This is a genomic window from Virgibacillus pantothenticus, assembly GCF_018075365.1.
GTDB lineage: Bacteria > Bacillota > Bacilli > Bacillales > Amphibacillaceae > Virgibacillus > Virgibacillus pantothenticus.
The window spans coordinates 4,248,881-4,275,397 of sequence record NZ_CP073011.1 but is presented as its reverse complement, the minus strand read 5'-3'; the positions used below and the strand labels follow the sequence as shown (position 1 = coordinate 4,275,397).

The 26,517-nt window shown below is 39.2% G+C and carries 25 protein-coding genes; 24 read left to right on the top strand and 1 reads right to left on the bottom strand.

The features are described from left to right. Window positions 1–53: 53 nt before the first annotated feature. The gene (locus KBP50_RS19850) at window positions 54–605 is read right to left on the bottom strand and encodes a manganese efflux pump MntP (protein WP_050350960.1); all 552 of its coding nucleotides are present in this window, start codon (window positions 603–605) and stop codon (window positions 54–56) included. A gap of 412 nt (window positions 606–1,017) precedes the next feature. On the opposite strand from KBP50_RS19850, the gene KBP50_RS19845 reads away from it, so the two are divergent. The 24 genes from KBP50_RS19845 to KBP50_RS19730 all read left to right on the top strand — a co-directional run bounded on the left by KBP50_RS19845 (window position 1,018) and on the right by KBP50_RS19730 (window position 26,517). Further along, a complete protein-coding gene (locus KBP50_RS19845; RefSeq protein ID WP_050350961.1) occupies window positions 1,018–1,623 on the top strand; it encodes a low molecular weight protein arginine phosphatase in 606 nt (201 codons plus the stop codon). A 14-nt stretch (window positions 1,624–1,637) separates the two neighbouring features. After that, the gene (locus KBP50_RS19840; protein WP_050350962.1) at window positions 1,638–2,933 is read left to right on the top strand and encodes a methyl-accepting chemotaxis protein; all 1,296 of its coding nucleotides are present in this window, start codon (window positions 1,638–1,640) and stop codon (window positions 2,931–2,933) included. Between the two features lie 114 nt (window positions 2,934–3,047). After that, window positions 3,048–3,494 (top strand): ribose 5-phosphate isomerase B, encoded by a 447-nt coding sequence (gene rpiB, locus KBP50_RS19835; RefSeq protein WP_050350963.1) that lies wholly within the window; start codon window positions 3,048–3,050, stop codon window positions 3,492–3,494. 63 nt (window positions 3,495–3,557) lie between these two features. Next, entirely contained in the window at window positions 3,558–4,112 is a 555-nt protein-coding gene (locus tag KBP50_RS19830) for a TIGR01440 family protein (protein ID WP_050350964.1), read from the top strand. Between the two features lie 245 nt (window positions 4,113–4,357). Then, complete coding sequence (locus KBP50_RS19825; protein WP_050350965.1) at window positions 4,358–5,605, top strand: serine hydroxymethyltransferase; 1,248 nt, start codon at window positions 4,358–4,360, stop codon at window positions 5,603–5,605. 872 nt (window positions 5,606–6,477) lie between these two features. Then, entirely contained in the window at window positions 6,478–7,107 is a 630-nt protein-coding gene (gene upp, locus KBP50_RS19820) for a uracil phosphoribosyltransferase (RefSeq protein WP_050350966.1), read from the top strand. A 67-nt stretch (window positions 7,108–7,174) separates the two neighbouring features. Further along, a complete protein-coding gene (gene wecB / locus KBP50_RS19815; RefSeq protein ID WP_050351169.1) occupies window positions 7,175–8,293 on the top strand; it encodes a non-hydrolyzing UDP-N-acetylglucosamine 2-epimerase in 1,119 nt (372 codons plus the stop codon). A gap of 154 nt (window positions 8,294–8,447) precedes the next feature. Further along, window positions 8,448–10,658: a S8 family serine peptidase gene (locus tag KBP50_RS19810; RefSeq protein ID WP_050350967.1), complete on the top strand. Its 2,211-nt coding sequence runs from the start codon at window positions 8,448–8,450 to the stop codon at window positions 10,656–10,658. Between the two features lie 421 nt (window positions 10,659–11,079). Then, window positions 11,080–11,466 carry an ATP synthase subunit I gene (locus KBP50_RS19805; protein ID WP_050350968.1) on the top strand — a complete coding sequence of 129 codons (387 nt, stop codon included), beginning with the start codon at window positions 11,080–11,082 and terminating at the stop codon, window positions 11,464–11,466. Window positions 11,467–11,471: 5 nt separating this feature from the next. Further along, entirely contained in the window at window positions 11,472–12,197 is a 726-nt protein-coding gene (gene atpB, locus KBP50_RS19800) for a F0F1 ATP synthase subunit A (RefSeq protein WP_050350969.1), read from the top strand. A gap of 47 nt (window positions 12,198–12,244) precedes the next feature. Next, on the top strand, window positions 12,245–12,457 hold the full coding sequence (gene atpE / locus KBP50_RS19795; protein ID WP_050350970.1) for a F0F1 ATP synthase subunit C: 213 nt from the start codon (window positions 12,245–12,247) through the stop codon (window positions 12,455–12,457). Window positions 12,458–12,570: 113 nt separating this feature from the next. Then, window positions 12,571–13,098 carry a F0F1 ATP synthase subunit B gene (gene atpF / locus KBP50_RS19790; protein WP_072741347.1) on the top strand — a complete coding sequence of 176 codons (528 nt, stop codon included), beginning with the start codon at window positions 12,571–12,573 and terminating at the stop codon, window positions 13,096–13,098. Next, window positions 13,095–13,640, top strand: coding sequence for a F0F1 ATP synthase subunit delta (locus KBP50_RS19785; protein WP_050350972.1), 546 nt, complete (start codon window positions 13,095–13,097; stop codon window positions 13,638–13,640). The genes atpF and KBP50_RS19785 overlap by 4 nt, the downstream gene beginning before the upstream one ends. Window positions 13,641–13,658: 18 nt before the next feature. Further along, window positions 13,659–15,170, top strand: coding sequence for a F0F1 ATP synthase subunit alpha (gene atpA / locus KBP50_RS19780; RefSeq protein WP_050350973.1), 1,512 nt, complete (start codon window positions 13,659–13,661; stop codon window positions 15,168–15,170). A 46-nt stretch (window positions 15,171–15,216) separates the two neighbouring features. Next, entirely contained in the window at window positions 15,217–16,086 is an 870-nt protein-coding gene (gene atpG / locus KBP50_RS19775) for an ATP synthase F1 subunit gamma (protein WP_050350974.1), read from the top strand. Between the two features lie 43 nt (window positions 16,087–16,129). After that, a complete protein-coding gene (gene atpD, locus KBP50_RS19770; RefSeq protein ID WP_072741346.1) occupies window positions 16,130–17,539 on the top strand; it encodes a F0F1 ATP synthase subunit beta in 1,410 nt (469 codons plus the stop codon). A gap of 102 nt (window positions 17,540–17,641) precedes the next feature. Next, the gene (locus tag KBP50_RS19765; RefSeq protein ID WP_050350976.1) at window positions 17,642–18,037 is read left to right on the top strand and encodes a F0F1 ATP synthase subunit epsilon; all 396 of its coding nucleotides are present in this window, start codon (window positions 17,642–17,644) and stop codon (window positions 18,035–18,037) included. Window positions 18,038–20,132: 2,095 nt separating this feature from the next. After that, the gene (locus tag KBP50_RS19760; protein ID WP_050350978.1) at window positions 20,133–20,363 is read left to right on the top strand and encodes a DUF1146 family protein; all 231 of its coding nucleotides are present in this window, start codon (window positions 20,133–20,135) and stop codon (window positions 20,361–20,363) included. A gap of 122 nt (window positions 20,364–20,485) precedes the next feature. Further along, window positions 20,486–21,205, top strand: a complete 720-nt coding sequence (locus KBP50_RS19755) for a YwmB family TATA-box binding protein (protein ID WP_050350979.1) — start codon at window positions 20,486–20,488, stop codon at window positions 21,203–21,205. A 34-nt stretch (window positions 21,206–21,239) separates the two neighbouring features. Further along, on the top strand, window positions 21,240–22,568 hold the full coding sequence (gene murA / locus KBP50_RS19750) for a UDP-N-acetylglucosamine 1-carboxyvinyltransferase (RefSeq protein WP_050350980.1): 1,329 nt from the start codon (window positions 21,240–21,242) through the stop codon (window positions 22,566–22,568). A gap of 203 nt (window positions 22,569–22,771) precedes the next feature. Continuing rightward, window positions 22,772–23,596: a M55 family metallopeptidase gene (locus tag KBP50_RS19745; RefSeq protein WP_050350981.1), complete on the top strand. Its 825-nt coding sequence runs from the start codon at window positions 22,772–22,774 to the stop codon at window positions 23,594–23,596. A 10-nt stretch (window positions 23,597–23,606) separates the two neighbouring features. Beyond that, window positions 23,607–24,539 carry an ABC transporter permease gene (locus tag KBP50_RS19740; RefSeq protein ID WP_050350982.1) on the top strand — a complete coding sequence of 311 codons (933 nt, stop codon included), beginning with the start codon at window positions 23,607–23,609 and terminating at the stop codon, window positions 24,537–24,539. After that, the gene (locus KBP50_RS19735; RefSeq protein WP_050350983.1) at window positions 24,539–25,504 is read left to right on the top strand and encodes an ABC transporter permease; all 966 of its coding nucleotides are present in this window, start codon (window positions 24,539–24,541) and stop codon (window positions 25,502–25,504) included. Before KBP50_RS19740 ends, KBP50_RS19735 begins: the two co-directional genes overlap by 1 nt. An 8-nt stretch (window positions 25,505–25,512) precedes the next feature. After that, complete coding sequence (locus KBP50_RS19730) at window positions 25,513–26,517, top strand: ABC transporter ATP-binding protein (RefSeq protein WP_050350984.1); 1,005 nt, start codon at window positions 25,513–25,515, stop codon at window positions 26,515–26,517.

Sequence of the window (26,517 nt, the reverse complement as noted above, 5' to 3'; positions counted from 1 at the left end):
AGCTAACGTATATTAACCGTCTTTTCTTGATTGATAAAAGATTTTTTTCATATTTATCCAAATAACACATGTAAACCAAACGCAATCAAAATGCTTCCACCTAACAACTCACTATATGTACCTAAGAAGCCTTCCACTTTCCTTCCAATAAGCATGCCCATCCAAGAAAGACAAGCACTAACTAATCCAAACAGCATAAGCGCAATAGCCGTTTTTACTCCTGAGATACCTAAGCTTAATCCGACAGAAAAGCTATCCACGCTTAAACTGAGAGCTAATAAATATAAACCTAGCCCGATTGGTTGAATCATTTTTTTTACGCGATAGTTAAAAGCTGAAAAAAACATTTGCGCACCAATACCTACAAGTAATAATCCTCCGGCTAAGGTGGTTAAACTTCCAATTTGTTTTGATATCATTGTCCCAAATAAAATGCCCAAAAAGGGCATTATAATATGAAATAAGCCTACTACCATACCGATGAGTGCAATTCGCTTTAATCGAAGACGTTGCATCCCAAGCCCTAAACCGACAGAGAAGGCATCAAGTCCAAGCGCAAATGCTAAAAACAATAAAGCTGTCACTTCACCAATATATCCTGACATCACGAATTCCCCCTTGGACATGCTTATAAACTATATGTTGATCCAAGAAGAAATATGTTTATTTTGAAAATCAACTAGCGATAATCATGTATCGTGTTTTATAAAGTGAAATTTCAGCCAGTAAGGTTTTTAAATCCCTAATGGCTATTAGTACTCTAAAAGATATGATCTACAGTCCATTTGTATCATGTTTTGTACTACTGAAGTTTGGATGTTTTGAAATTCGTCTTTAAATAATGAAAATATAATAACGCCGCATGCTTGATTAGTGGCTAGTAAACATTTACATATGCTAAACCACAAATCCTTAAACATACCAAAACTCACGTTTAGTGGATAGTAAAAGAAACTGGTTAAAGGAAAGCAGGATATGATATATTGTTAACAGAGTTTAGTATCGGAGGTTACCCCTATGAAATTGTTATTTGTTTGTACTGGTAATACGTGTCGTAGTCCAATGGCCGAAGCTTTAGTTAGACATAAAATACCAGAAGTAGAAGTACAATCTGCGGGTATTTTTGCAGCAGAGAACCAGCAAGCAAGTCCAAAAGCGATAGAAGCTTTGAAACAGAAACAAATGGAGATCGAACATCTATCCCAGCCGGTAACCAAGGAACTGCTGAATTGGGCTGACGTTGTTCTAACAATGACGACACAGCATAAGCAGTCACTTATCATGACTTTCCCGCAATTCCAAGAAAAATATTTTACGTTAAAGGAATATGTCTTAGAAGCCGATAAAGAAGTATGGAAAGAGTTGAAACAGGCATATGCAGATTATGAGGAAAAAAGATCAATATTTATCCAAAAAAATCAGCATAAATTGGATAATTCCCTTCTAGATCAACGAATTCAGGAGCATCTTTCGGAAGACATTGAAAATATTCGAAGGCTAGAAGCGAATTTAATCAATTATGATATTTCCGATCCTTTTGGCGGGGATTTACGAATCTATCAGGGGACGCTGGAGGAATTGGATAAATACATTGATCTGCTTAGAAAAAAACTTACAAAGTAGGCGGGGGAAGATCAATGGAGAAGAAGAAGTATCGTTTCAGTTTGCGATTAAAGCTGGTGCTGTTTACAACGACTTTAGCTTTGGTAACGTATTCAGTTAGTGCAGTATTTATTTATATTATTTATGATTACGTACAAAATTATTGGGATGTTTCTGAACACTTTTTTACAATAACCACGTTCGTTCTTGGTATTATTTGGTCGGGGATATTGGCTTTTTTTGCTGCAAGAGTGATTGTAAAGCCGTTGGAAAAGCTTGAAGCAGCAGCCTCTGAAGCTGCTAAAGGAAATTTGCATCAAGTCATAGAAATTTCTAAATCAGATGATGAGGTTAGAGCGTTGGGGATAGCTTTTAATAAAATGCTAAAAAACTTACGCGATATTGTTCATAATATAGATCAGCATTTTGAAAGTACGAATCAATCAGTTGTTAAAATTCGACAAGCTTCTGAACAAGCGAATCATCACTCTATGTCCATTCGCTCATCCGCAGATGAAATTTCTAAAGGAGCAGAAAGCGCTTCAGAAGCAATACAAAATACCGCAGAAGCAGTCGAATTAGCAACAGAGCTAGCGGAGGAGGTACAGCAAAAAGCAGCCGACTCCAAGCAAAAATCGAATGCGATGATGAAAATATTAGATCGAAGTAAGCAGGCTGTTAATCAATTGGTTGATGGGATTCAAAAACTTGCTGATGAGCAGGAAGCTTCTTTAAAAGATGTTGATCATTTAAAGCAAAATGCGATGCAAGTGGAAACAATTATTACATTGGTCGGTGAAATCGCTGAACAAACGAATTTGCTTGCACTAAACGCATCCATTGAGGCTGCTCGAGCGGGAGAACATGGTAAGGGTTTTGCTGTTGTTGCTGATGAAATTCGTAAGTTAGCAGATCAAAGTGCTCAGGCTGTGCAGCGAATTTCTGGATTAATTACTGCTATCCAAGAGGATGTTTCAGCAGTGGTTGTCAAAATAAATGATAACGTTTCCTATGCAAAACGGGAGGCCAATAATGGAAAAACAACCAATCATGCAATCTCGGAGATGTCTGGCTCTGTAAATGAGGTTGCAACAGAGATTGGTCGAATTACAGATTTGGTAGATCGCCAATTGGAATCAATTCAAAATACAGTTAAGCAATCGCAAGAAGTGGCGGCTGTTGCAGAAGAAACGTCAGCGGGCGCCCAAGAAGTAAATGCGTCTATCCATGAACAAGCATCCACCATTGAGCAAGTGGATGGATTAGCTCATGCATTGGAGGAGCAAGCCAAAAATTTAAATAAACAAATCAATCAATTTAAGGTGAATTAAAATACGATATTGGTTAATAACATGAATGAATGTATAATAAGATCAAAAGGCTTTACAGCTTGACAACTTTTTCGGCATAAATATAAAGGTCAAACTAAAAAGGAGTTAATACAGATGAAAGTGATCATTACAGCAGATCATGCAGGTATGACGATTAGAAATGAGATCAAGGATTTGTTAACGGAAATGCAGATCGAATTTGAAGATGCAGGTTGTGACTGTGAAGGTTCCGTAGATTATCCTGACTATGCACTTCCAGCAGCAGAACGAGTAGCCAAAGGGGAATTTGATCGTGGTATTTTCATTTGTGGTACAGGGATTGGAATGTCTATTGCTGCAAATAAAGTAAAAGGTATTCGCTGTGCTCTTACACATGATGTATATAGTGCGAAATTAACGAGACAGCATAATGATTCTAATGTATTGGCTATGGGAGAACGTGTTGTAGGTCCCGGCTTAGCTCGGGAAGTGGCGAAAACGTGGTTGGAGACAGATTTTGATGGTGGTCGACATAAAAATCGGATCGGAAAAATTATGACATATGAAGACGGCGCACAATAATTTAGAAAGGTGAGCAGAGAAGGCTTGCCTTATTCTATATAAAGAAGGGTGTTTCAGATTACGATGAAAGAGCAGTTTCACCAAAAACTTAGAGAACAACTTATGGATATACAAGAGCAATGGCAAATGTCAGGTCAACTCAAGCCTGGGGATTTATTTGTTGTTGGATGCTCAACGAGTGAAATTGCCGGTGAAAGAATTGGGACGGCAGGCAGTAAAGAAATTGCAGCAATAATCTACAAAAATTTAGAAAAGCTGGAAAACGAAAATGAGATTCACCTTTGTTTCCAATGCTGTGAACATTTAAATAGAGCGATTGTTATGGAAAGAAGTACGATGAACGATTATCAATTAAACGAGGTATCGGTTATTCCAGTTGCAAATGCTGGTGGAGCGATGGCTGCATACGCATTTGAACAGCTAAAAGAACCTGTAGTGGTGGAAACCGTAACTGCGCATGCAGGGATGGATATTGGGGAGACGATGATAGGTATGCATTTAAAACCTGTCGCTATACCATTCCGACTTCAGCAGCGCTTTTTAGGAGAAGCTCGTCTTAACGCCGCTTATACTCGTCCTAAAAGAATTGGCGGAGCTCGTGCAGTTTATCCCGAGTGATAAGACGCTGTAAGACTAATATGTCAAGAGTGAAAAGCGACGCAAGGAAGGATAAGTGGAGATAACGACACCAATTCTGATTCGTTCAAGGTACTATTTTGGTACTAACGTTCAGTAGGAAATAGGAAGTAGGAATCTTCATACTGAATGAAGTACTTTATTTCCATGAATTTCAAGTAAAAAATGTATTTGTTCTTCTAACGGTTTAAAGCTACAATAGGTTTATACATAAAGGGGGTAATCAAATGGACTTTGTCAAGCAAGCAGATATCGAAATTTTTCAAGCAATAGAAGCAGAAAAGAAGCGACAACAAGATAATATTGAATTAATCGCTTCTGAAAATTTTGTCTCTGAAGCAGTGATGGAAGCAATGGGATCTGTGTTAACCAATAAATACGCAGAAGGTTATCCGGGCAAACGTTACTACGGAGGTTGTGAGCATGTAGATGTTGCAGAGAATTTAGCTCGTGATCGTGCGAAGCAGTTGTTTGGCGCTGAGCATGTCAACGTACAACCGCATTCAGGTGCGCAAGCAAATATGGCTGTTTATTTTACTGTTTTAGAGCCTGGTGATACCGTGTTAGGTATGAATCTTAATCACGGAGGACATTTGACACACGGAAGCCCGGTTAATTTCAGTGGTACACTTTACCGTTTTATCGATTATGGGGTTGATAAGGAGACGGAGCAGTTAGATTATGATGTTGTTTTAAAAATAGCTGAAAAAGAAAAACCGAAACTTATTGTAGCAGGTGCCAGTGCATATTCACGAGTTATCGATTTTGCAAAATTTCGCGAGATAGCTGATAAGGTAGGAGCTTATTTAATGGTCGATATGGCTCATATTGCTGGATTGGTAGCTACTGGTTTACATCCGAATCCAGTTCCTTTTGCTGATTTTGTAACAACGACAACGCATAAAACATTACGTGGCCCAAGAGGTGGTATGATTCTTTGTAAAGAAGAATACGCTAAAAAGATTGATAAAGCTGTATTTCCTGGTATGCAGGGCGGGCCGTTAATGCATATTATTGCAGCAAAAGCAGTTTCCTTTAAGGAGGCCCTATCTGATTCGTTTAAAACGTACAGCAAACAAATCATTGAAAATGCTAAGGTGTTAGCTGAATCTCTACAGTCTGAGGGAATTCGTATTGTTTCTGGTGGTACGGATAACCATTTGCTATTGCTTGATGTAACACCGTTAGGATTAACAGGGAAAGTAGCTGAGCACGTACTGGATTCCATTGGGATTACTACCAATAAAAATACCATCCCATTTGATACAGAAAGTCCATTTGTAACGAGTGGTGTGCGTATAGGTACAGCGGCAGTTACTACCCGTGGGTTTGGAAAAACGGAAATGGAAGAAATAGCCTCAATCATGGCAATCACGTTAAAAAATCATGACGATGCTAAAGTGCTCGAAGCAGCTGCACAACGTGTGAAAACACTAACTGAAAAATTCCCGCTTTATGCGGTATACGCGCAATAAAAGAAGATGCCTAGCCAGGCATCTTCTTTTGGTAATTAGGATACTATTTTCATGTTAAATGCTGAGAAATCATCCATTTAAAGATTGAAGATACTGTAATACAAGTTAAAGTGGGAGATATCAGCGCCTTAAAGGTTTGGGGCTGTGAAATTGATCGTAGGAGGTGTACTATAGGGGGCAAAAATCAACGTCAGCGAAACCCTCCGTTAGAAAAATGGTTCTTCTTTTAAATGACGCATCGGTAGCCTTTGCTCCTTTTGCAACAGAAGATTAAAAAACCTCCTCCATAAAGGTTCATTTTTTAATCTATAGAAAAAGTTCATGCTTTTTCCATGTGTCTAAATAATGAAATTTCAACTATAAGGAGCTTTTCTTGGAAGATAAGATAGTATAAAATGAGGTGCTTGGGGGATAACGAAATAACCGCATAGCCACGCTCGGCGCAAGCGCCAGCAACGATGCGACTTTAGAAATGCGCCCTACGATAAGGCCTCATCGTTTCGTGGCAAAGAGGAAGACCGACTAAAAACGGGCTTGCCGCTCAGACGTCGGCATACCCCTGTTTTTAGTGGCATGATTCCTAAATCTTTAGTTGATTTGTTCCATTCGCTACGTTGCTAAACGGGCGCTTGCGCCTTTGTTCCACTATAGGAAAGTATAAGATTTTTTTGGTTTATAGTATAAGAAAAACACAGGCTTCCGCCATAAGACTTGGCGACAAGCCAAGTTTTTCTAAGTAGAAGCTTCTCCAATATGCCCAGGATTTCGCCGGGTTTCAACAATAATGGAGAGCTTTTAGCATAACTTGCATGTGAAGCCAATTTTGAGTACAATTTTAAGGATGCAACTAAACTAAAGGAGTGAACGGCAACATGGGAAAGGTTTTCGTACTAGATCACCCGTTAATTCAGCATAAACTAACGTACATAAGAGATAAAAACACTGGTACAAAGGAGTTTCGTGAGCTGGTGGATGAAGTTTCCATGCTGATGGCATTTGAAATTACACGAGATCTTCCGCTACAAGAAAAAACGATCGAAACACCAGTAATGGAAACAAAAGCAAGTGTACTAGCTGGGAAAAAAATTGGTTTGGTGCCTATTCTTCGTGCAGGATTAGGTATGGTAGACGGAATGCTGGATTTAATCCCCGCTGCTAAGGTTGGTCATGTAGGGCTTTATCGTGATCCCAAGACATTGAAACCTGTGGAATATTATATAAAATTACCTTCTGATATTCACGAGCGTGAATTAATTGTTATCGATCCAATGCTTGCAACGGGCGGCTCTGCAAATGATGCTATCCATTCATTGAAAAATAGAGGTGCAAAGCATGTCCGACTAATGTGTTTAATTGCTGCACCAGAAGGCGTAGAAGTCATTAAACAAGAGCATCCAGATGTAGATATCTATCTGGGGGCATTGGATGAGAAATTAGATGAAAAAGGATATATTATTCCAGGCCTAGGTGATGCAGGAGATCGTCTTTTCGGAACAAAATAAAGGAAGAATGTGGATTTTTTTCGATAATATAGATGAAAATGACAATAAATTCTGGAGTGAAAATATCATGACGTTGAAACGGATTAAAGTAATGACAATTTTTGGTACGCGTCCGGAAGCGATTAAAATGGCCCCCCTCGTCCTGGAATTAAATAAGCGCACTGAGGAATTTGAATCCATTGTCACTGTTACAGCACAGCATCGGGAAATGCTTGATCAAGTATTGGAAATTTTTTCCATTATTCCTGATTACGACTTAAATATTATGAAAAAGCAACAAACGTTAGCGCAAATCACCACAAGAGCATTAGAGGGTCTGGATGAAGTAATGAAAAAAACGCAGCCAGATATGGTGCTTGTTCATGGGGATACAACGACAACGTTTGTAGCTTCTCTTGCAGCATACTATAATCAAATTGCAGTAGGCCATGTGGAAGCGGGGCTAAGGACATGGAATAAGTACTCTCCATATCCAGAAGAAATGAATCGCCAATTGACTGGAGTCATCGCTGATTTACATTTTGCACCTACAGAAAAGTCCAAGCAAAATTTAGTTCAGGAAAATAAGCCGCTGGAGCGTATTGCTGTTACTGGAAATACAGCAATTGATGCATTAAAAACAACGGTCGATCCTTCATATAGCAGTCCGATTTTAGAGCGTATAGGAGAAAAGCGTCTAGTTTTAATGACCGCACATCGAAGAGAGAACCTCGGTAATAACATGCAGCAAATGTTTAGAGCTATTAAACGTTTAGTTGAAACGCATGCGGATATTCACGTTGTATATCCGGTTCATCTTAATCCTGTCGTTAAACAAGCTGCTGAAGAAATTTTAGGGAACGATGATCGAATTGATTTAATTGAACCATTAGGTGTTGTTGATTTCCACAATTTTGCTTCTCGTGCTTATTTAATTTTGACCGATTCTGGGGGAGTTCAAGAAGAAGCGCCATCCCTTGGAGTACCTGTACTCGTTTTACGGGATACAACAGAACGTCCGGAAGGTATAGAGGCGGGAACATTGAAACTAGCTGGTACAGATGAAGATAATATATATCACTTGGCAAATGAGTTGTTAACAAATAAACAATCCTATGACAAAATGGCAAAAGCGTCCAATCCTTATGGAGATGGACAAGCTTCACGCAGGATTGCAGATTCGATTGTTGATTATTTTCATAAATAGTCTATTTAAAAGATGGGGTTGCTAGACTTATTTGGCAGCCCTTTTTTGTGTTAATGAAAGTGCACGCTTTTTTCAACACAAAATATATCCAAAGACTTTATTTTTGTATATTTTTCCTCTTCCATCAAATCCTAAAGCCTAAGGAGAGGATAGTATGCGTGTAAAGATACTTTTAATCAGCAGTATATTTGTTATGTTATTTACGGTAAGCAACGTCAGTTTAGCAGAGCAATTGAACCATAAAGGTAATAAGCTGGAATCGGTTATTGTTGAAGTAAACGGGGAACCAAAAGAAATTCAAGCTTTCTTAAAAAGCCATTACCCGTCTATTGAAATAGTAGCTGTTTATACGACATTGTTTAATGGTCTTGCTCTCAAGGGTGACCGGGAGCAGTTACGACGAATGGAATCATTGGATTTTGTGAAAAATATTCATACTGTACAGCAGTATGAAACGACAAACATGGAACGAAGTAAATGGGAACAAAAGCATCGAAAGGCTGTTTTTCCGTTTGAATTAAATAACACCACCTATACAGGAAAAGGCGTCAAGGTTGGCGTTATTGATACGGGAATGGATTATAATCATCCCGATTTACGCACAAATTATCGTTCCGGATATGATGTCGTTGATTTAGATGATGATCCCATGGAAACAAAACCAGAAGAAGGTATCCCGACGTTGCATGGCTCCCATGTGGCTGGTATTATTGCTGCCAACGGAAAATTGAAAGGGGTAGCACCTGATGCAGAATTATATGCTTATCGCGCGTTAGGCCCAGGAGGCAGTGGTACATCGATCCAAGTAATTGCTGCAATGGAGCAGGCAATAAAGGATGATGTAGATATTATTAACTTGTCTTTAGGTAATCAAGTTAATGGACCGGACTACCCAACAAGTTTAGCTGTGAATAAAGCAGCTGAATTAGGCGTTGCTGTTGTAATAGCTAATGGGAATGCGGGTCCGGATGGCTGGACAGTTGGAGCGCCTGCCACCGCTAATCAAGCGTTATCTGTTGGAGCTGCAAGTCACGAACAACAGCTCCCTTATTTATATGCACGATGGGATGATAAAAAAATTGCCATCACGGAAATGACCGGCTCTCCTCCATGGCAGCTTGATACGTTTTATCCCATTGCTTTTGCAAAGCAAACGAAAGATTTAAACGGGAAAATTGCGCTTTACCAACGAGATGATATTCCTTTTATGGAAAAAGTGCAGCAGGCGCAAGCTTCTGGTGCGAAAGCGGTCGTTATAGCTAATAATCAAGATCAACCGTTACAAGGAGATGTATCTGGGGGAAAATCGCTTAAAATTCCAGTTGCCTCCATATCCCAAAAGGACGGGGAGTGGTTGCGAAAAAAGTTAAATAAAGAACAATTGAACTTAGAAACAAAATATGAAAGCAAAGCGCCTTCGATTGCCAATTTTAGTTCAAGAGGCCCCGTTACAGTAAATTGGCATATTAAGCCGGATGTAGTTGCTCCTGGAACTCAAATTGTAAGCACAGTCCCGGGCGGGTATCGAGCTTTACAAGGAACAAGTATGGCTGCTCCTCATGTAAGCGGTGTGGTCGCTCTCATCAAAGAAGCAAGACCCATGTGGACCAATCAGCAAATATTTGGGGCAATAAAAACAACGGCATTACGTATGGATGCAGATCAAGAGCCTTTGTCTCCGACCATCCAAGGTATGGGACTTATTCGCCCAAAGGAAGCGATTGAAACAAAAACAATCATCGATGACCCGCAATTAACTTTCGGCCAGGTTCATTCTTATAGCGAAACAAAAACAGAACAAATCGTAATTGAAAATACAACAGATGAGCCTCAAACCTACTATTTTGATAATCCATATAAACAGCCTGGAATAAGCTGGAACCTGCCTCCTTCAATCACGGTAGCTCCTCATAAGAAACAGAAGCTGTCGCTTGAAATAAAAATAACTTCTCCGCAAATTGAGGAGGGTGTGCATCAAGGCTGGATCACCATGCGACAAAAAGATACAGCATACCATATGCCGTATTTATTTGTTAATCAAGCAGCGGATAACCCAAAGACAATGGGATTTGAATTTGTACTACAGCCTTTATCAACCGATGCCTTTAACTACCGTTTTTATATGACAGAACCAGCGGAAAAAGTGGAAGTCGATTTGTATCATCCAGATACACTTCTGTTTGACCGTCAATTGCTAGAACTTAAGGACGTCAAGGCAGGAGTCAACGAAGGGGAAATGGATCGAGGAACAGTAGGTAAATCAGGGTATTATTATGCTGTTATTTCCGTAACGCTTAAAACTGGGGATTTGGCGAGTTATGAAGCGATGATTTATGTACCACCTCAAGGTGTAAATGGGAACTGACTATTATTTCCTTTTGTTCACAAATTCGTCACTCTTTAGACACGAAAAATACACTATACTAGTGAGTAGGATTTTTTGTTCCGCAAAGACAAAAAATCCTAAAATTTACCATTTCTAATTATCTCAAAACATGCAAATTATGCTTGAAATCAATTGACATTAAGGGATCGCTCATGTAAACTTGCTAAGTGTGGAATGGTAGTGGTTTCATAACTTTTATTGCGTTAATTTTATGGCTATCATTCACCTGTTCATTTGTTCACATTAACTTCATAGTATAGTAAGAAAAGTTATAGTATACTATGAAGATGGATCTTTTTTTTACATACGAATTCCTTATTTTGAGCGTAAAGCTGTTTCTATGTAAGCATAGCGTTTTACGAATGTACATGCTGTATCATAGGCAAGGGAAGAGGAAATTATGTCGGATTACAAAAAAATGGTTGCGCGACAGCAGAAATGGATGTTCTATCTTCTCGCAATTTTTGTTATAGGAGCTGGCTTTACGCCGTATGTACAGATCTTTCTTGGTTTGTTACTTGGCTCATCTATCAGCTTTTATAACTTGTATCTACTCCAAAAGAAAGTAGCGTTGTTTGGTGATGCAGTCACGAACAATCAAAAGGTAAAATCCTTGGGAACGCTATCACGAATGGCGGCTGCCATTCTAGCGACCTTAATCGCCATTCGGTTTGATGACTACTTTCAAATCATTGCTGTGATTATTGGATTAATGACATCCTATCTTGTCATTATGATAGATTTTGCTCTAAGTAACTTTAAACAATCGAACAAGAAGGAGGGGTGAATAACGTGAATCATACTGCACCAATAGCAGAGGACCTATTTGGCATTTCCTGGTTCGACGTCAACTTGGCGAATCTTTTTATGGTAGCTGTTTCTTCTGCCATCGTGTTTATACTTAGTGTTATTGCAAGCCGTAAATTGCAAATGAAGCCAACCGGTTTACAAAATTTTATGGAATGGATTGTCGAATTCGTAAAAGGGATTATTAGCGACACCATGGATTGGAAAACCGGAAAAGTATTCCTCCCGCTTGGTCTAACATTAATTACGTATATTTTAGTAAGTAACTTGCTGGGGGTAGCCACAGTTGGGGTAATTGGTCATGATTTATGGTGGAAATCACCGACGGCTGATGCAACATTAACATTAACGCTATCAGGCATGGTTGTTCTGTTAACACATTTTTATGGCATTAAAATTCGAGGGATGAAGCATTATTTGAAAGGTTATGTTAGCCCATCACCAATTATGCTCCCTTTTAAAATTATTGAAGAATTTACCAACACATTAACGTTAGGTCTGCGACTATTTGGTAATATTTATGCAGGAGAAGTGTTGCTTGGATTACTTGTGTCGCTTGCGATAAAGGGCCCTCCATTGGGTTTCATTTTTGCAGCCGTTCCAATGCTTGCATGGCAAGGGTTTAGTTTGTTTATTGGAGGAATTCAAGCATTTGTGTTTACGATGTTAACAATGGTGTATTTGTCTCATAAAGTGAGCAGCGACCATTAAATAAAAACATAAAAATATAAGGTTTATAATAAAAGGAGGAAATATGAATGGGAGCTTTAGCAGCAGCAATAGCAATTGGTTTGGCAGCGTTAGGCGCTGGTTTTGGTAACGGAATGATCGTTAGTAAAACAGTTGAAGGGATTGCTCGCCAGCCAGAATTAAAAGGTTCATTACAAGGTACCATGTTTGTCGGGGTAGCACTAGTTGAGGCGATTCCTATTATCGCAGCGGTAATCGCATTTATGGCTATTTTTATGTAAACTTTCATAATTTAAGATGGCGAGGATTAGTTTAACAGTCTTCGCCATTCCTTTATGGGATTTATTAACGAAATAGTTTGAAGATGTTACCGATCACGAAAGGAGTGAAATTAGTGTATTCATACATCGATGTATTAACAGTAGGTGCCGGTGTTGGGGGCTTAAGAGTAATCGATATGGGAATTCAATTATTCTTTTTCCTTCTTTTACTATTCTTAGTAAAGAAATTTGCATGGGGCCCTGTCATGAATATGATGCAAAAGCGTGAAGAATATGTAGCCAATGAGATAGAAGCAGCCGAAAAGAGCCGCATTGATGCGGAAAAAGCTTCTAAAGAAGCTCATGAACGCTTAAAGCAAATGAAGCAGGAAGCGCAAAAAATTATTGAGGATGCAAAAGAGGCGGGGCAAAAACAAGAGCAAGAAATTATCAGAGCCGCCCGTGATGAAGCTAATCGTCTTAAAGAGTCTGCACAAGCTGACATCCAAAATGAAAAAGAGAAAGCATTACAAGCATTACAAGATAAAGTTGCATCATTATCCGTATTGATTGCAACCAAAGTGATTGAAAAAGAGATCGATGAGAAAGATCAAGAAAAACTTATTCATGAATACATTAAAGAGGTAGGAGAAGAGCTATGAGTCATGAAACGGTAGCAAAGCGTTATGCGGATGCTCTTTTCCAGCTTGGTCAAGAAAATGGAACACTTGATGTACTAGCTCAAGAAATGAAAGTGGTAAAAAAAGCGTTTCAAGACAATGAAAATCTTTATACATTCCTCGTGCATCCTCGTATAAGCAATGCGAAGAAGCAACAATTTTTGCAAGATGTATTTCAACAGGCGCAAAAGGAAGTAGTGAACACTTTGCAGTTACTAGTCCAGCGTCATCGGATCGAATTACTTCCGGCAATTGTTGATCATTTTATCCAGCTAGTAAATGATGCGAAGGGAATTGCAGCTGCAACCGTATATTCTGTTCGAGCATTGTCAGAGGAGGAGTGCCGACAATTGGAGCTTAGCTTTGCAAAGCGATTTGCTAAAAGAGCGATTGAACTAAATAATGTTGTCGATCCTTCATTAATTGGCGGTATGAAAATCCGTGTTGGCAATACGATTTATGACGGCTCCGTTAGTGGCATGCTAAAACGAATAGAGCGAAATATTGTGACTGCAAACAAATGAAGATAGGGGTGAAATGGTATGAGCATCAAAGCAGAAGAAATTAGCAGTCTGATCAAACAGCAAATTCAAACATTTGATACAGACATTGAAGTTAGCGATGTCGGCACAGTAATTGAAATTGGTGACGGTATTGCACGTGCTCATGGCTTGGATAACGCCATGGCCGGAGAACTACTTGAGTTTTCAAATGGCGTCATGGGCTTAGCACAAAACCTGGAAGAAAGCAATGTAGGGATTGTTATTTTAGGTCCTTACACAGAGATAAAAGAAGGCGACGAAGTTCGCCGTACAGGACGGATTATGCAAGTACCTGTTGGAGAGGAATTAATTGGTCGCGTGGTAAATCCATTAGGACAGCCATTGGACGGTAAGGGTGCGATAGAAGCAACGAAAACACGTCCAATTGAATCGCCGGCACCAGGTGTAATGGATCGTAAATCCGTTGATGAACCATTACAAACAGGTATTAAAGCGATTGATGCGCTCGTTCCGATTGGTAGAGGACAACGTGAATTAATTATCGGAGACCGCCAAACAGGTAAAACGACGGTGGCAGTGGACACTATCTTGAACCAGGCAGATCAAGATATGATTTGTATTTATGTAGCCATCGGCCAGAAAGACTCTACTGTAAGAGGTACCGTAGAAACTTTCCGACGTCATGGCGCATTAGATTATACCATCGTTGTGTCGGCTGGTGCTTCTGATCCGGCTCCGTTATTATACTTAGCTCCATATGCAGGTGTTGCTATGGGAGAAGAATTTATGTATAACGGCAAGCACGTGCTTGTAGTTTATGATGATTTGTCGAAGCAGGCTGTAGCTTATCGTGAGCTTTCCTTGCTATTGCGTCGTCCGCCTGGTCGTGAAGCATTCCCAGGTGACGTATTCTATATTCACTCTCGTTTATTGGAGCGTGCAGCCAAGCTAAGTGATGCAAAGGGTGGCGGTTCTTTAACTGCATTGCCATTTGTGGAGACGCAAGCTGGTGATATTGCTGCGTATATCCCAACGAACGTTATTTCCATTACTGATGGACAGATTTTCTTGCAATCAGATCTATTCTTCTCCGGTGTTCGTCCGGCGATTAACGCTGGTTTATCGGTTTCACGTGTTGGTGGATCAGCTCAAATTAAGGCGATGAAAAAAGTCGCAGGTACATTACGTTTGGACTTGGCTTCCTATCGTGAATTGGAGGCATTCTCGCAATTCGGTTCAGATCTTGATAAAGCAACCCAAGCCAAATTAAATCGTGGACAACGAACAGTTGAAATATTAAAGCAAGGTTTGCATAAACCAATGCCTGTAGAAAAACAGGTTATGAGTCTTTATGCACTTACAAAAGGATTCCTGGATGATATTGCTGTTGAAGATATTCTTCGCTTTGAGGAAGAAATGAATACATGGCTTGATAATAATCGTAAAGAGTTATTAACGTCCATTCGTGAAACAGGAAAATTACCAGATGAGGCAGAAATGAATGAAGCGATTGAAGCTTTCAAAAAAACATTTTTGCCATCTGAAGGATAAGGTATCATAGCGCGTAACCTTTTATGAGAAAGGGCGGTGAACGAGCTTGGCATCACTAAGAGATATTAAGGGTAGAATTAATTCTACCAAGAAAACAAGAAAAATTACTTCTGCTATGCAAATGGTTTCAGCTTCTAAAATGACAAAAGCAGAGCAAAATACAAAAGCTTTTGAACCATACAGTAAAAAAATTCAAGAAGTTATGGCCCATATCGCAAATTCTGCTACAGAGACGTCCCACCCGATGTTAGAAAAGCGGGAAGTTAAAAAGACTGGTTATATGGTCATTACAGCGGATAAAGGTTTGGTGGGCGCTTATAACAGTAATGTGTTAAAAGCACTCTACCAAAAAATCCAGCAGCGCCATCAGTCAAAGGATGAATACACCATTATAGCTATTGGGCGTATGGGATATGAATTTTGTAAAAAAATGGATCTTCCAATTGCCCAAAGTATCATTGGCATTGGTGATCAGCCTGATTTTGCAGATATAAAAGAAATTGCCTCGGAAACGGTGCAATTATATGAGGATGAAGAAATTGATGAACTGCACATCATATATAACCATTATGTTAGTGCAATCTCCCAGCAGGTAACGACAACCCAACTGTTGCCGATTACCAATTTAGGTGAGCATAACAATACTTCTTCCTTCCATGATGAATATGAATATGAGCCCAATGAAGAGCAAATTCTTGGCGTGCTTTTACCACAATATGCAGAAAGCCTTATTTATGGTGCATTATTGGATGGGAAAGCAAGTGAACACGCGGCTAGTATGACAGCAATGAAAAGTGCTACAGATAATGCTGGAGAGCTTATTGATAAGTTAACATTAACTTACAACCGTGTGCGTCAAGCTGCAATTACACAGGAAATAACGGAAATTAGTGGAGGAGTAGCTGCGCTTGAATAAGCTTCTTCGATGATTTCAGGAAAGTACGTTAGGAGGGAAATCGATGAGCAAAGGACGTATTACACAAGTAATGGGACCTGTCGTTGACGTGAAATTCGCTGATGGTCAGCTTCCCGATATTAATAACGCTCTTGTTGTTAAAATAGCTGATGACTCAGCTGATACAGCCAAAGAGCTTACCTTAGAAGTTGCGCTTCATTTAGGTGATAATAGCGTTCGTACCATTGCCATGTCATCAACAGATGGTTTAAGACGTGGATTAGAAGTTGAGGATAAAGGAAGTCCGATTTCGGTTCCAGTTGGCGATGTAACATTGGGTAGAGTATTTAATGTACTTGGAGACAATATTGATTTGGATGAACCTTTGGGAGCAGATGTACGTCGCGACCCAATTCATCGACAGTCACCAGATTTTGAAGATCTAACAACGGAAACAGAAATTTTGGAAACAGGGATTAAAGTAGTAGACTTATTAGCGCCTTATGTAAAAGGTGGTAAAATTGGTCTGTTTGGTGGAGCCGGTGTTGGAAAAACAGTACTTATTCAAGAACTGATCAATAATATAGCCCAAGAACATGGAGGTATTTCTGTGTTTGCGGGTGTTGGTGAACGTACACGTGAAGGAAACGACCTTTATTATGAAATGAAAGATTCTGGAGTTATTGCAAAAACAGCTATGGTATTTGGGCAAATGAACGAACCGCCTGGGGCTCGTATGCGTGTTGCGCTAACTGGATTAACCATGGCAGAATACTTCCGTGATGAACAGGGGCAAGACGTATTGTTATTTATCGACAATATCTTCCGTTTTACCCAAGCAGGATCTGAGGTATCTGCTTTGTTAGGACGTATGCCTTCTGCCGTTGGTTACCAACCGACGTTGGCAACAGAAATGGGACAATTGCAGGAACGTATTACATCTACGAAAAAAGGTTCTGTTACATCGATACAGGCCATTTATGTACCAGCAGATGACTATACAGACCCTGCACCAGCAACAACATTTGCCCACTTAGATGCTACAACTAACCTTGACCGTGGTTTATCGGAACAAGGGATATATCCTGCGGTAGACCCGCTTGCATCAACTTCACGTGCATTAGACCCTGAGGTTGTTGGACAAGAGCATTATGAAGTAGCTGTCGAAGTACAAAAAACATTGCAACGTTACCGTGAATTACAAGATATTATTGCGATTTTAGGAATGGATGAATTAAGCGATGAAGATAAGCTCGTTGTAGCGCGAGCACGTCGGATTCAGTTCTTCCTATCACAAAACTTCCACGTTGCGGAACAATTTACAGGCCAAAAAGGTTCTTATGTACCTGTAGAAGAGACTGTAAAAGGATTTAAGGAAATTCTTGATGGGAAGCATGATGATCTACCAGAAGACGCCTTCCGTTTAGTAGGTCGCATTGAGGAAGTAGTAGAAAAAGCAAAAGGCATGGAATAAGAGACATGAAAGGAATCAGATAATCAAACTTGATCATTTGGAACGGTTAATGAATTCAATGATTCATTGACCGCCTTCATGTCAAGTTAAGGAGGGGTTGCTTTGAAAACACTAACTGTGAGTGTTGTTACTCCTGACGGTCCAGTATTAGAAGATGATTATGAGATGGTTAGTTGTAAAGCCGAAAGTGGAGAGTTAGGTATTTTACCTGGGCATATACCTTTAGTTGCGCCATTGTCGATTAATGCGGTACGTTTGAAACGTGAAAACCATGTAGACAAATTAGCGGTTAATGGCGGCTTTATGGAAGTTCGTCCAGATAAAGTGACCATTTTAGCGCAATCAGCGGAAAAACCATCAGACATTGATATTGATCGAGCTCAACGAGCAAAAGAGCGAGCTGAACGCCGTCTCCAATCAAAACAAGATGATATTGATACGTTAAGAGCGGAATTAGCTCTTCGTAGAGCTATAAATCGACTAAGTGTCAGCAGTTAATCGAAAAATCTCTTATAACAAATAGTTATAGGAGATTTTTTGTCGTTAGGTAAATGATCATATTCTCTAGCCGTGCATACATGATTGTAAAAGTGATACATGTCCACTAGTTTTAGCGTTCAAGTAGATGTAAGCCTCCAAGTTCTTCCTGTGGCAAGATATCGGCTCAAATTTAAAGGCAGGGCGCAGAGTGTCCGATGAAATCCAATATAAACCTTAGTTTATTCGTTTTGAAAAATAGGAGGAATGCTAATTTATGGTTCAATTTATATTTTAAACTTTTCGGCTATGTTTGGTATTAAATGGAAATTAGCCGAAGTTCACAACTTTTTCGCCGAAGTTCACAATTTACCAACATATTAACAGCGTAGTTCAGCAAGAAGTTTTTCAAATACAATAAATTATCTAGTTAGAAGAAAAGTCTATCGGAGAAATAATCAAGGAATAATACCCGTATAGGACTATCAAAATTTGCAAATCATTTTTCTCGGTTGTAATATGACGTAAAACTCTACTTCAAGATTAAAATAGGAGAGATACAGCATGACATTCCATCCTTATGGTGAGTGACTCCTGATGCTAAGCAGTCAAGTACCCTTTAGTTGATGAGCGAATTTGTGGCTGGAGTGGCAGAGTATGTCCGATTGAAGAGCGACTTTTTGATTGAAGCGGACGAATACTTGGATTGATTGGCGACTTCTGATGCTAAGCGGATAAAACCCCCGATTGATCAACAACTTTATCAGTAATATGGGCTCTACATTTCCATTTCGTTAAATTTAGGGCAGGATGTTTAAATCGTAGTGGCGCTGTAACAGGACAAGGAAAGCTATGTCAGCGACGCATCGAACGCCGAACTAGGGTGCTTCTCTTTCAAGCCACCTGATGACCTCTAGCTTTGAACTGTTTGCTCCATACAGGAAGACCTATGTAATGTTTCACTTTAATTTTTCTTCAAATCTTCCGTTTTTATGTTGCGAATAGAACAAATTCCCTTTTGTTCGTATATAAAGAACAATTTTCCCAAGGAGATTTTAAAAAGATTTTGTATTACTTTTAGTGTTTAATGATGAGATTTAATAAAGCTTGATAGAGGATAAAACGATCATCTTAATATAATGCAAACAACATTAGCAACTTTGATATTGGAAATTTATTCCTAAATAATAACCATCTATCCCGTATGTAAGGTGGTCTAAGCCTCCCGCTTTAGGAGTTGGATAATCTGTACTGCAACAAGTCTAAGTGGGAGATACCAGCACCTAATTGCCCTATTTCGTAAGTGGCTTTTAGGTCATACCATTCTGATACTAACATTCATGAGGAATAAATGAAGCCCCCGCTGATTGAAGATTTACTTTATACTTTTGGAAGTCTTATAAAAGTAAACTAAATCACATTATATGTCTTAGAAAATGTCGATATTTCCCGGGAAATGCAATAGATTTGTCTAATTTGGATATGAAGAAAAAATTAACCAACAGATAAATTTATTTCACGAGCAGAGTAAATAAACCTTATCTTCTACTTCAGCTAGTGTATATTAAGGTGAGTTGATCCATTTGTAAGTAACATGTCAGCTTCTATTCAGAGACCTTTTGATGACATACTCTTGTGTAAAAATCAGTCGAATATGGGAAAGATACAGACCGAAGTTTTACTTTAATTGTCCAAGGCATGTGCCACTCTGTTTTTTTGTCTGAAGTACTGCACTTTGTAGTTAAGAATGGACAATTTTTTGTTATTTAGGATCGGATAGTTTTGCCACACCCCTTCTTTTGAATTGACTTTTTTTCTTATCCATGGCAAAGTATCTATTAGTGCTATTGAAAAAATTATTGAATCAGATGGATATCTGCTTGAATAACAGTAAAGAAATATTGCTGCTGTTAAAGGAGATGGACATGTATGGAAGTAAAACGATTGCTCAGCAAGTAAGGAAACGCTGTGTCACTGTTAAAGTACTTTTTGAATGTCTTTTTTACACAAAGTATAAGATTTTTTTGGTTTATAGTATAAGAAAAACAAAGGCTTCCGCCATAAGACTTGGCGACAAGCCAAGTTTTTCTAATAGCAATTTATAAAGGTGGTTCGTATGTTTTCACTAGGCCAACAGGCGATAATTAGTCTTATCTCACATCTTTTATTTATATACTTGACTTGGAGATTGATGATGACCATTAACTTTGAGCCAATAATCAAAAAAGGAAGAGCGAAAGAAGCGCAAATATTAATTTTGTTTTTAACCATTGTGATTGGAACAGGTGTCAGCCGCTTCTTTTTGGAAGTGCTACAGTGGTCCAGAGATTTAAATCATTTATTTTAATTTCCTGATCTGAATACTTGTATATTGGGGAATAAAAAGACTGTCAGCATTTGTATGGTATGCTTTTGTATCTCCCAGTTCATACTATTATTAAGAAATAGTTGGATATGGGGGATTTTATTGTGAAAAAGTCTATTATTCTAGCAATTTTATGTATGTTTGTAGCAAATAATATTGGAATGGATCCAAGTGAAGAAAGCAGAAATGAACTGATGGATCTAGCTCAATTTATGATGACTGAAAATGCACCAATACAAGAATGGCAAACAACATGGAAAGAATCCATTTCTCCTGAAAGAAAAGATGCATTAGTGAAAATGTTGAGTCGTAAATACGAAAAAAGTGTGACAAAAGACGAAAAGAAGGTTAAAATTTCTTTTAAAAACCGCCATATATCTAAGGGAATAAACGTATTATTTAATGTAGTCATTCCGCGTCACGGAAACGCTTCTGCAGAATTTATTGCCGTAATAAGCGGGAATGGTTGGAATTCCAATACGGAAGAAAATTATACTCTCATAAACCAAAGCTTTATGAACAAGTATTTCACAAATTCTGTAAGGAGATTTGCTTGTCTGACGACTAGAGGAAATGATATAATTAATGGTGATTATTTTTTAACCAAATTGACAAATTATTTTCAAGTAGAACAAATACAGACACAATTCGATACAGTAGAACAATCTACACATAAAAAAATTATTTACGGGTATACACCATTGTGGAAACAACGTATTTCCATCGAAGATGCACCTATGAATATACAAATTGCAGTCGAAGAAAACGGATCGGACAATCCTACATACATGATAGGAACACCTATCCTAATAAATGAATATTAATATAATGAAATTGGATCTGAAGGAGATTTGAAATATGGAAAAAATCATCGTAAGAGGCGGACACCAATTGAAAGGCACTGTGAAAGTGGAAGGTGCTAAAAATGCTGTGCTCCCTGTCATTGCCGCTAGTCTTATTGCAAGTGAAGGAAAAAGTGTCATTAAAGATGTTCCTGAACTGGCTGATGTATATACAATAAATCAAGTACTAAAAAATATGAATGCAGATGTACATTTTGAAAACAACACAGTAACGGTAGATGCTTCAAATCACTTAACGACAGAGGCACCGTTTGAATATGTAAGAAAAATGCGTGCTTCTGTTCTCGTAATCGGACCTTTGTTAGCACGTTACGGGCATGCAAAAGTTGCCATGCCAGGTGGCTGTGCAATTGGTTCCAGACCAATTGATTTGCATTTAAAAGGTTTTGAAGCAATGGGTGCTGAAACTCATGTTGGGAATGGCTTTGTTGAACTTAATGTCAACAAGCGTCTTAAAGGTGCAAAAATTTATTTAGATATGCCAAGTGTTGGGGCGACTGAAAATATTATGATGGCAGCAGCACTAGCAGAAGGAAAAACAATTATAGAAAATTGTGCCAAAGAACCAGAAATTGTTGATTTGGCAAATTACCTCAATAAGATGGGTGCCAAAATAGTTGGTGCGGGAACGGAAACGATCCGTATTGAAGGCGTTGAAAAATTGCGCGGCGTGGAACATTCAATTATACCTGATCGTGTAGAAGCTGGTACGTTTATGGTGGCTGCGGCAATTACACAAGGAAATGTATTGATTGAAAATGCAGTTTCAGAACACTTGCGCTCCGTAATTTCCAAACTGGAAGAAATGAATGTTATTGTGAAGGAAGAAGCTAATGGAATACGAGTTATTGGTCCTAAACAGTTAAAAGCAACCGACATAAAAACATTACCTCACCCTGGGTTTCCTACAGATATGCAATCACAAATGATGGCGTTAATGCTAGTTGCTCAAGGTACAAGTGTCATTACGGAAACCGTGTTTGAAAACCGCTTTATGCATGTGGAAGAGTTTCGTCGTATGAATGCTAAGATGAAAATTGAAGGCCATAGTGTGATTATGGAAGGACCTAGCGATCTTCAAGGAGCAGAAGTAGCAGCGACAGATTTGCGTGCAGCAGCAGCACTTGTATTAGCTGGATTGGCAGCGGAAGGTGTAACCCGAGTAACGGAGTTAAAGCACCTTGATCGTGGGTATGTGAACTTTGCCGGAAAATTGGCAGCTCTAGGTGCAGATGTGGAAAGGGTAGATGAAAAGGGGAATGCTGTATCGCCTCTTATCCAAGTGGAGCCAATCCATCATTCAATAGCAGCAGAGCTTTCATAATCTGCTAGTAATAAGTATGTAGGATGCATTCATTCATATTTCGAATAGAAGTCGTGTGAAAAACAGATGAAGGCTTTTTTCAAATCATCTGTTTTTTTGTATGTCATAATTGCTGTGAAGTTTATTCTTTAAATTCCGACTTTTCATTTTAGTATATTTATGGTAAAATTTAAGAAAATTTTAACCCTAAGGAGAAAGAAAAAATGAAATTATATTTATCCGTAGATATGGAAGGAATCACTGGCTTACCAGATGAAACATTTGTCAAAGCAAATATGCATAATTATGAACGATCAAGAAAAATCATGACTGAAGAGACAAATGTAGTCATTCGTAATGCATTGGATAATGGCTGCACAGGGATTTTAGTTAATGACAGCCATTCGAAGATGAATAACATACTTATTGAAGACCTACATCCAGATGCACAGCTTATTACTGGTGAGGTAAAACCATTTTCAATGATGCATGGACTAGATAATACGTTTGATGGAGCCATGTTTATTGGGTACCACGCACGCGCTGGCAAATTTGGCGTGATGTCTCATACAATGATTCAAGCAGTAAGAACGATGTATATAAACGATCAAGAAATTGGTGAAATGGGATTGAATGCCTATCTCGCAGGGTATTATGGTGTCCCGGTAATAGCCGTTACTGGCGATGACCAGGCAGCAAAAGAAGCGGAAGCACTTATCCCAAACGTGAAAACGGCAGCTGTAAAAGAGACGATATCAAGATCGTCTGTCAAAAGTTTAACACCTAAAAAAGCGGCGAAACTTTTAACAGAAAAGATAACGGAAGCAATACAGCAGCGTGATAGTATCTCACCACTAATTCCACCAAGTAACCCGATTTTGCGAGTGGAGTTTGCCAATTATGGGCAAGCAGAATGGGCTAATCTAATGCCTGGTACAGAGATAGAAACAGGAACTACAATTGTGAGGTTTCAGGCGCAAGATATGCTAGAAGCATATCAGGCAATGCTTGTGATGACAGAACTGGCAATGATAACTAAATTTTCGTAGGAGGAGGCATATGCTACGTTATGTAGGAAAGCGCTTACTTATGATGCTGCTGACACTATGGGTGATTGTTTCACTAACTTTTGTTTTAATGGTTACGATACCAGGATCTCCATTTAATAGTGAACGTGGAACGAATGAAGCCGTTCAGGCAAATTTGGAAGCGCATTACAATTTGGATGAGCCTTATATTGTGCAATATGTTCTATACTTGAAATCTATTGCTACTTTCGATTTTGGTCCATCCATCAAACAACCATCGCAAACGGTAAATGATATGCTCGGACGGGGCTTTCCCATCTCTTTTGAACTTGGAATAATTACGATAATTGTCGCTGTTATATCTGGTGTGACTTTAGGTATCTTTGCGGCATTAAAGCATAATCAAATAATTGACTACTTAGCAATGGGCTTTGCTGTATTAGGTATTTCGATTCCAAACTTTGTGTTAGCTACCCTGCTTATTCAGCAATTGGCGGTAAATCTAGAGTGGTTTCCAGTGGCAAGGTGGTTAAGTCCAACACATATGATTTTACCAGTTACCGCACTTGCTACTGGACCTATGGCTATTATTGCTAGATTGACGAGATCGACAATGCTGGAAGTTTTAACGCAAGACTATATAAAAATGGCACGTGCTAAAGGGTTAGCACCATGGAAAATTATTTGTAAACATGCTTTAAAAAACGCGTTAATGCCTGTAGTTACGATTATGGGCACACTGCTAGCAGGAATTTTAACTGGTACGTTTGTAATCGAGAAAATATTCGCTGTACCGGGGATGGGAAAATATTTTGTAGAAAGTATTAATCAACGTGACTATCCTGTCATTATGGGAACAACGGTATTTTACAGTGCATTTTTAATTATCATGTTATTCCTTGTTGATATTGCATACGGCATACTAGACCCGCGTATAAAGTTCCATAAGAAAGGCGGGAAGTAATGAAAACAAAATGGGTGGATCAAGCAAGGCAAGAACCTGTTCAAGCTTCCGAGGTACCAGATGCATGGTTTGCGTGGAAAGAGCAGGATAATTCTGCATTAGAAGCTGTATCAAGACCATCTTTATCGTATTGGAAGGATGCTTGGAGAAGATTAATTCAAAATAAACTGGCAATGACGGGATTCGTGTTTTTAGTGTTACTTGCTATTTTTGCAATATTTGCACCGATTCTTTCTCCTTATGAAGTTAATAAACAAGATTTACCAAACCAGTATCAGCCACCTTCTCAAGAACATTGGTTTGGAACAGATAATGGTGGTAGAGATGTTTTTACTCGTACCTGGTATGGAGCGCGAATTTCCTTGTTTGTTGGATTAATGGCAGCTTTAATTGATTTTACGATTGGCATTATATATGGCGGTTTATCAGGGTATAAAGGTGGACGAACTGATCATATTATGATGCGCATTATTGAAGTATTATATGGGCTTCCATATTTGCTAGTCGTTATTTTATTACTAGTCGTGCTTGGTCCGAGCTTAAGTACCATTATTCTTGCTCTAACCGTTACAGGATGGGTCGGAATGGCGCGAATTGTGCGCGGGCAAGTTCTACAAATTAAAAATTATGAATTTGTACTTGCCTCCAAATCATTCGGCGCAAAAACATCACGCATCATCCGGAAAAACTTATTGCCAAATACGATGGGTCCGATTATTGTGCAAATGACGTTAACCGTTCCTAGTGCTATCTTTGCGGAAGCATTTTTAAGCTTTCTTGGACTTGGCATTCAGGCTCCATTTGCTAGCTGGGGTGTGATGGCAAATGATTCCTTAGGCTCAATCCTGTCTGGGCATTGGTGGACATTGTTTTTTCCAGCATTCTTCATTTCTTTTACGATGTTTGCATTTAATGTATTAGGGGATGGGCTTCAGGATGCACTTGATCCGAAGCTGCGAAAGTAGGTGGACAGATGGAGACATTACTTGAAGTTAAAGACTTACACGTAACTTTTTCAACCTATGGTGGAACTGTCAAAGCTGTTCGAGGTGTTTATTTTCACTTGAATAAAGGAGAAACGCTAGCAATTGTAGGTGAATCAGGCTGTGGAAAGAGTGTGACCTCGCAAGCAATTATGCGGCTGATTCCAGAGCCGCCAGGAAAAATTATCAAGGGCGAGGTGATTTTTAAAGGTAAGGATTTAGCAAGCTATACCGAAAAGCAGATGCGCTCTATACGTGGTGTGGACATATCGATGATCTTTCAGGATCCAATGACAGCTCTAAATCCGACACTCACCATCGGCACACAACTTATGGAAGGCTTGCGAGAGCATCAGGCTGTTAGCGCAGAAGAGGCAAAAATAAAAGCTTTAGAAATGATGCATTTAGTCGGTATACCGAATCCTAAGGAACGCTTAAAGCAATACCCGCACCAATTCAGCGGTGGTATGCGGCAACGGATTGTTATCGCAATGGCGTTAATTTGCGAGCCTGAATTACTGATTGCTGATGAGCCTACAACAGCATTAGATGTGACCATACAAGCGCAAATCCTTGAATTATTTGGTCATATTCAAGCAACGACAGGGGTGTCGATTATCCTTATCACACATGACTTAGGTGTCGTAGCTAAAATAGCAGATCGGATCGCTGTCATGTACGCTGGAAAAATCATCGAAACGGGAACGAAATATGACATATTTTATGATGCGCAGCACCCCTATACGAAAGGTCTGTTAAAATCGGTTCCCCGGCTTGATTTAAAGGAGGAAAGATTAACACCAATTGACGGTACGCCACCAGATTTATTCTCACCACCACGAGGATGTCCGTTTACACCGAGATGTCCATTGGCGATGGAGGTGTGTGATAAAGTTTACCCCGTGACGACTGAGCGCAGCAGATCACATCAAGTAGATTGCTGGTTACAGGACGAACGGGCGCAACAACTTTTGGCTCGTACAGCCAACCAATAA

Coding starts and splice junctions, on each gene's coding strand:
- KBP50_RS19850 (WP_050350960.1), bottom strand. CDS start 605: ATGTCAGGATATATTGGTGAAGTGACAGCTTTATTGTTTTTAGCATTT.
- KBP50_RS19845 (WP_050350961.1), top strand. CDS start 1,018: ATGAAATTGTTATTTGTTTGTACTGGTAATACGTGTCGTAGTCCAATG.
- KBP50_RS19840 (WP_050350962.1), top strand. CDS start 1,638: ATGGAGAAGAAGAAGTATCGTTTCAGTTTGCGATTAAAGCTGGTGCTG.
- rpiB (WP_050350963.1), top strand. CDS start 3,048: ATGAAAGTGATCATTACAGCAGATCATGCAGGTATGACGATTAGAAAT.
- KBP50_RS19830 (WP_050350964.1), top strand. CDS start 3,558: ATGAAAGAGCAGTTTCACCAAAAACTTAGAGAACAACTTATGGATATA.
- KBP50_RS19825 (WP_050350965.1), top strand. CDS start 4,358: ATGGACTTTGTCAAGCAAGCAGATATCGAAATTTTTCAAGCAATAGAA.
- upp (WP_050350966.1), top strand. CDS start 6,478: ATGGGAAAGGTTTTCGTACTAGATCACCCGTTAATTCAGCATAAACTA.
- wecB (WP_050351169.1), top strand. CDS start 7,175: ATGACGTTGAAACGGATTAAAGTAATGACAATTTTTGGTACGCGTCCG.
- KBP50_RS19810 (WP_050350967.1), top strand. CDS start 8,448: ATGCGTGTAAAGATACTTTTAATCAGCAGTATATTTGTTATGTTATTT.
- KBP50_RS19805 (WP_050350968.1), top strand. CDS start 11,080: ATGTCGGATTACAAAAAAATGGTTGCGCGACAGCAGAAATGGATGTTC.
- atpE (WP_050350970.1), top strand. CDS start 12,245: ATGGGAGCTTTAGCAGCAGCAATAGCAATTGGTTTGGCAGCGTTAGGC.
- KBP50_RS19785 (WP_050350972.1), top strand. CDS start 13,095: ATGAGTCATGAAACGGTAGCAAAGCGTTATGCGGATGCTCTTTTCCAG.
- atpA (WP_050350973.1), top strand. CDS start 13,659: ATGAGCATCAAAGCAGAAGAAATTAGCAGTCTGATCAAACAGCAAATT.
- atpD (WP_072741346.1), top strand. CDS start 16,130: ATGAGCAAAGGACGTATTACACAAGTAATGGGACCTGTCGTTGACGTG.
- KBP50_RS19760 (WP_050350978.1), top strand. CDS start 20,133: ATGTTTTCACTAGGCCAACAGGCGATAATTAGTCTTATCTCACATCTT.
- murA (WP_050350980.1), top strand. CDS start 21,240: ATGGAAAAAATCATCGTAAGAGGCGGACACCAATTGAAAGGCACTGTG.
- KBP50_RS19745 (WP_050350981.1), top strand. CDS start 22,772: ATGAAATTATATTTATCCGTAGATATGGAAGGAATCACTGGCTTACCA.
- KBP50_RS19740 (WP_050350982.1), top strand. CDS start 23,607: ATGCTACGTTATGTAGGAAAGCGCTTACTTATGATGCTGCTGACACTA.
- KBP50_RS19735 (WP_050350983.1), top strand. CDS start 24,539: ATGAAAACAAAATGGGTGGATCAAGCAAGGCAAGAACCTGTTCAAGCT.
- KBP50_RS19730 (WP_050350984.1), top strand. CDS start 25,513: ATGGAGACATTACTTGAAGTTAAAGACTTACACGTAACTTTTTCAACC.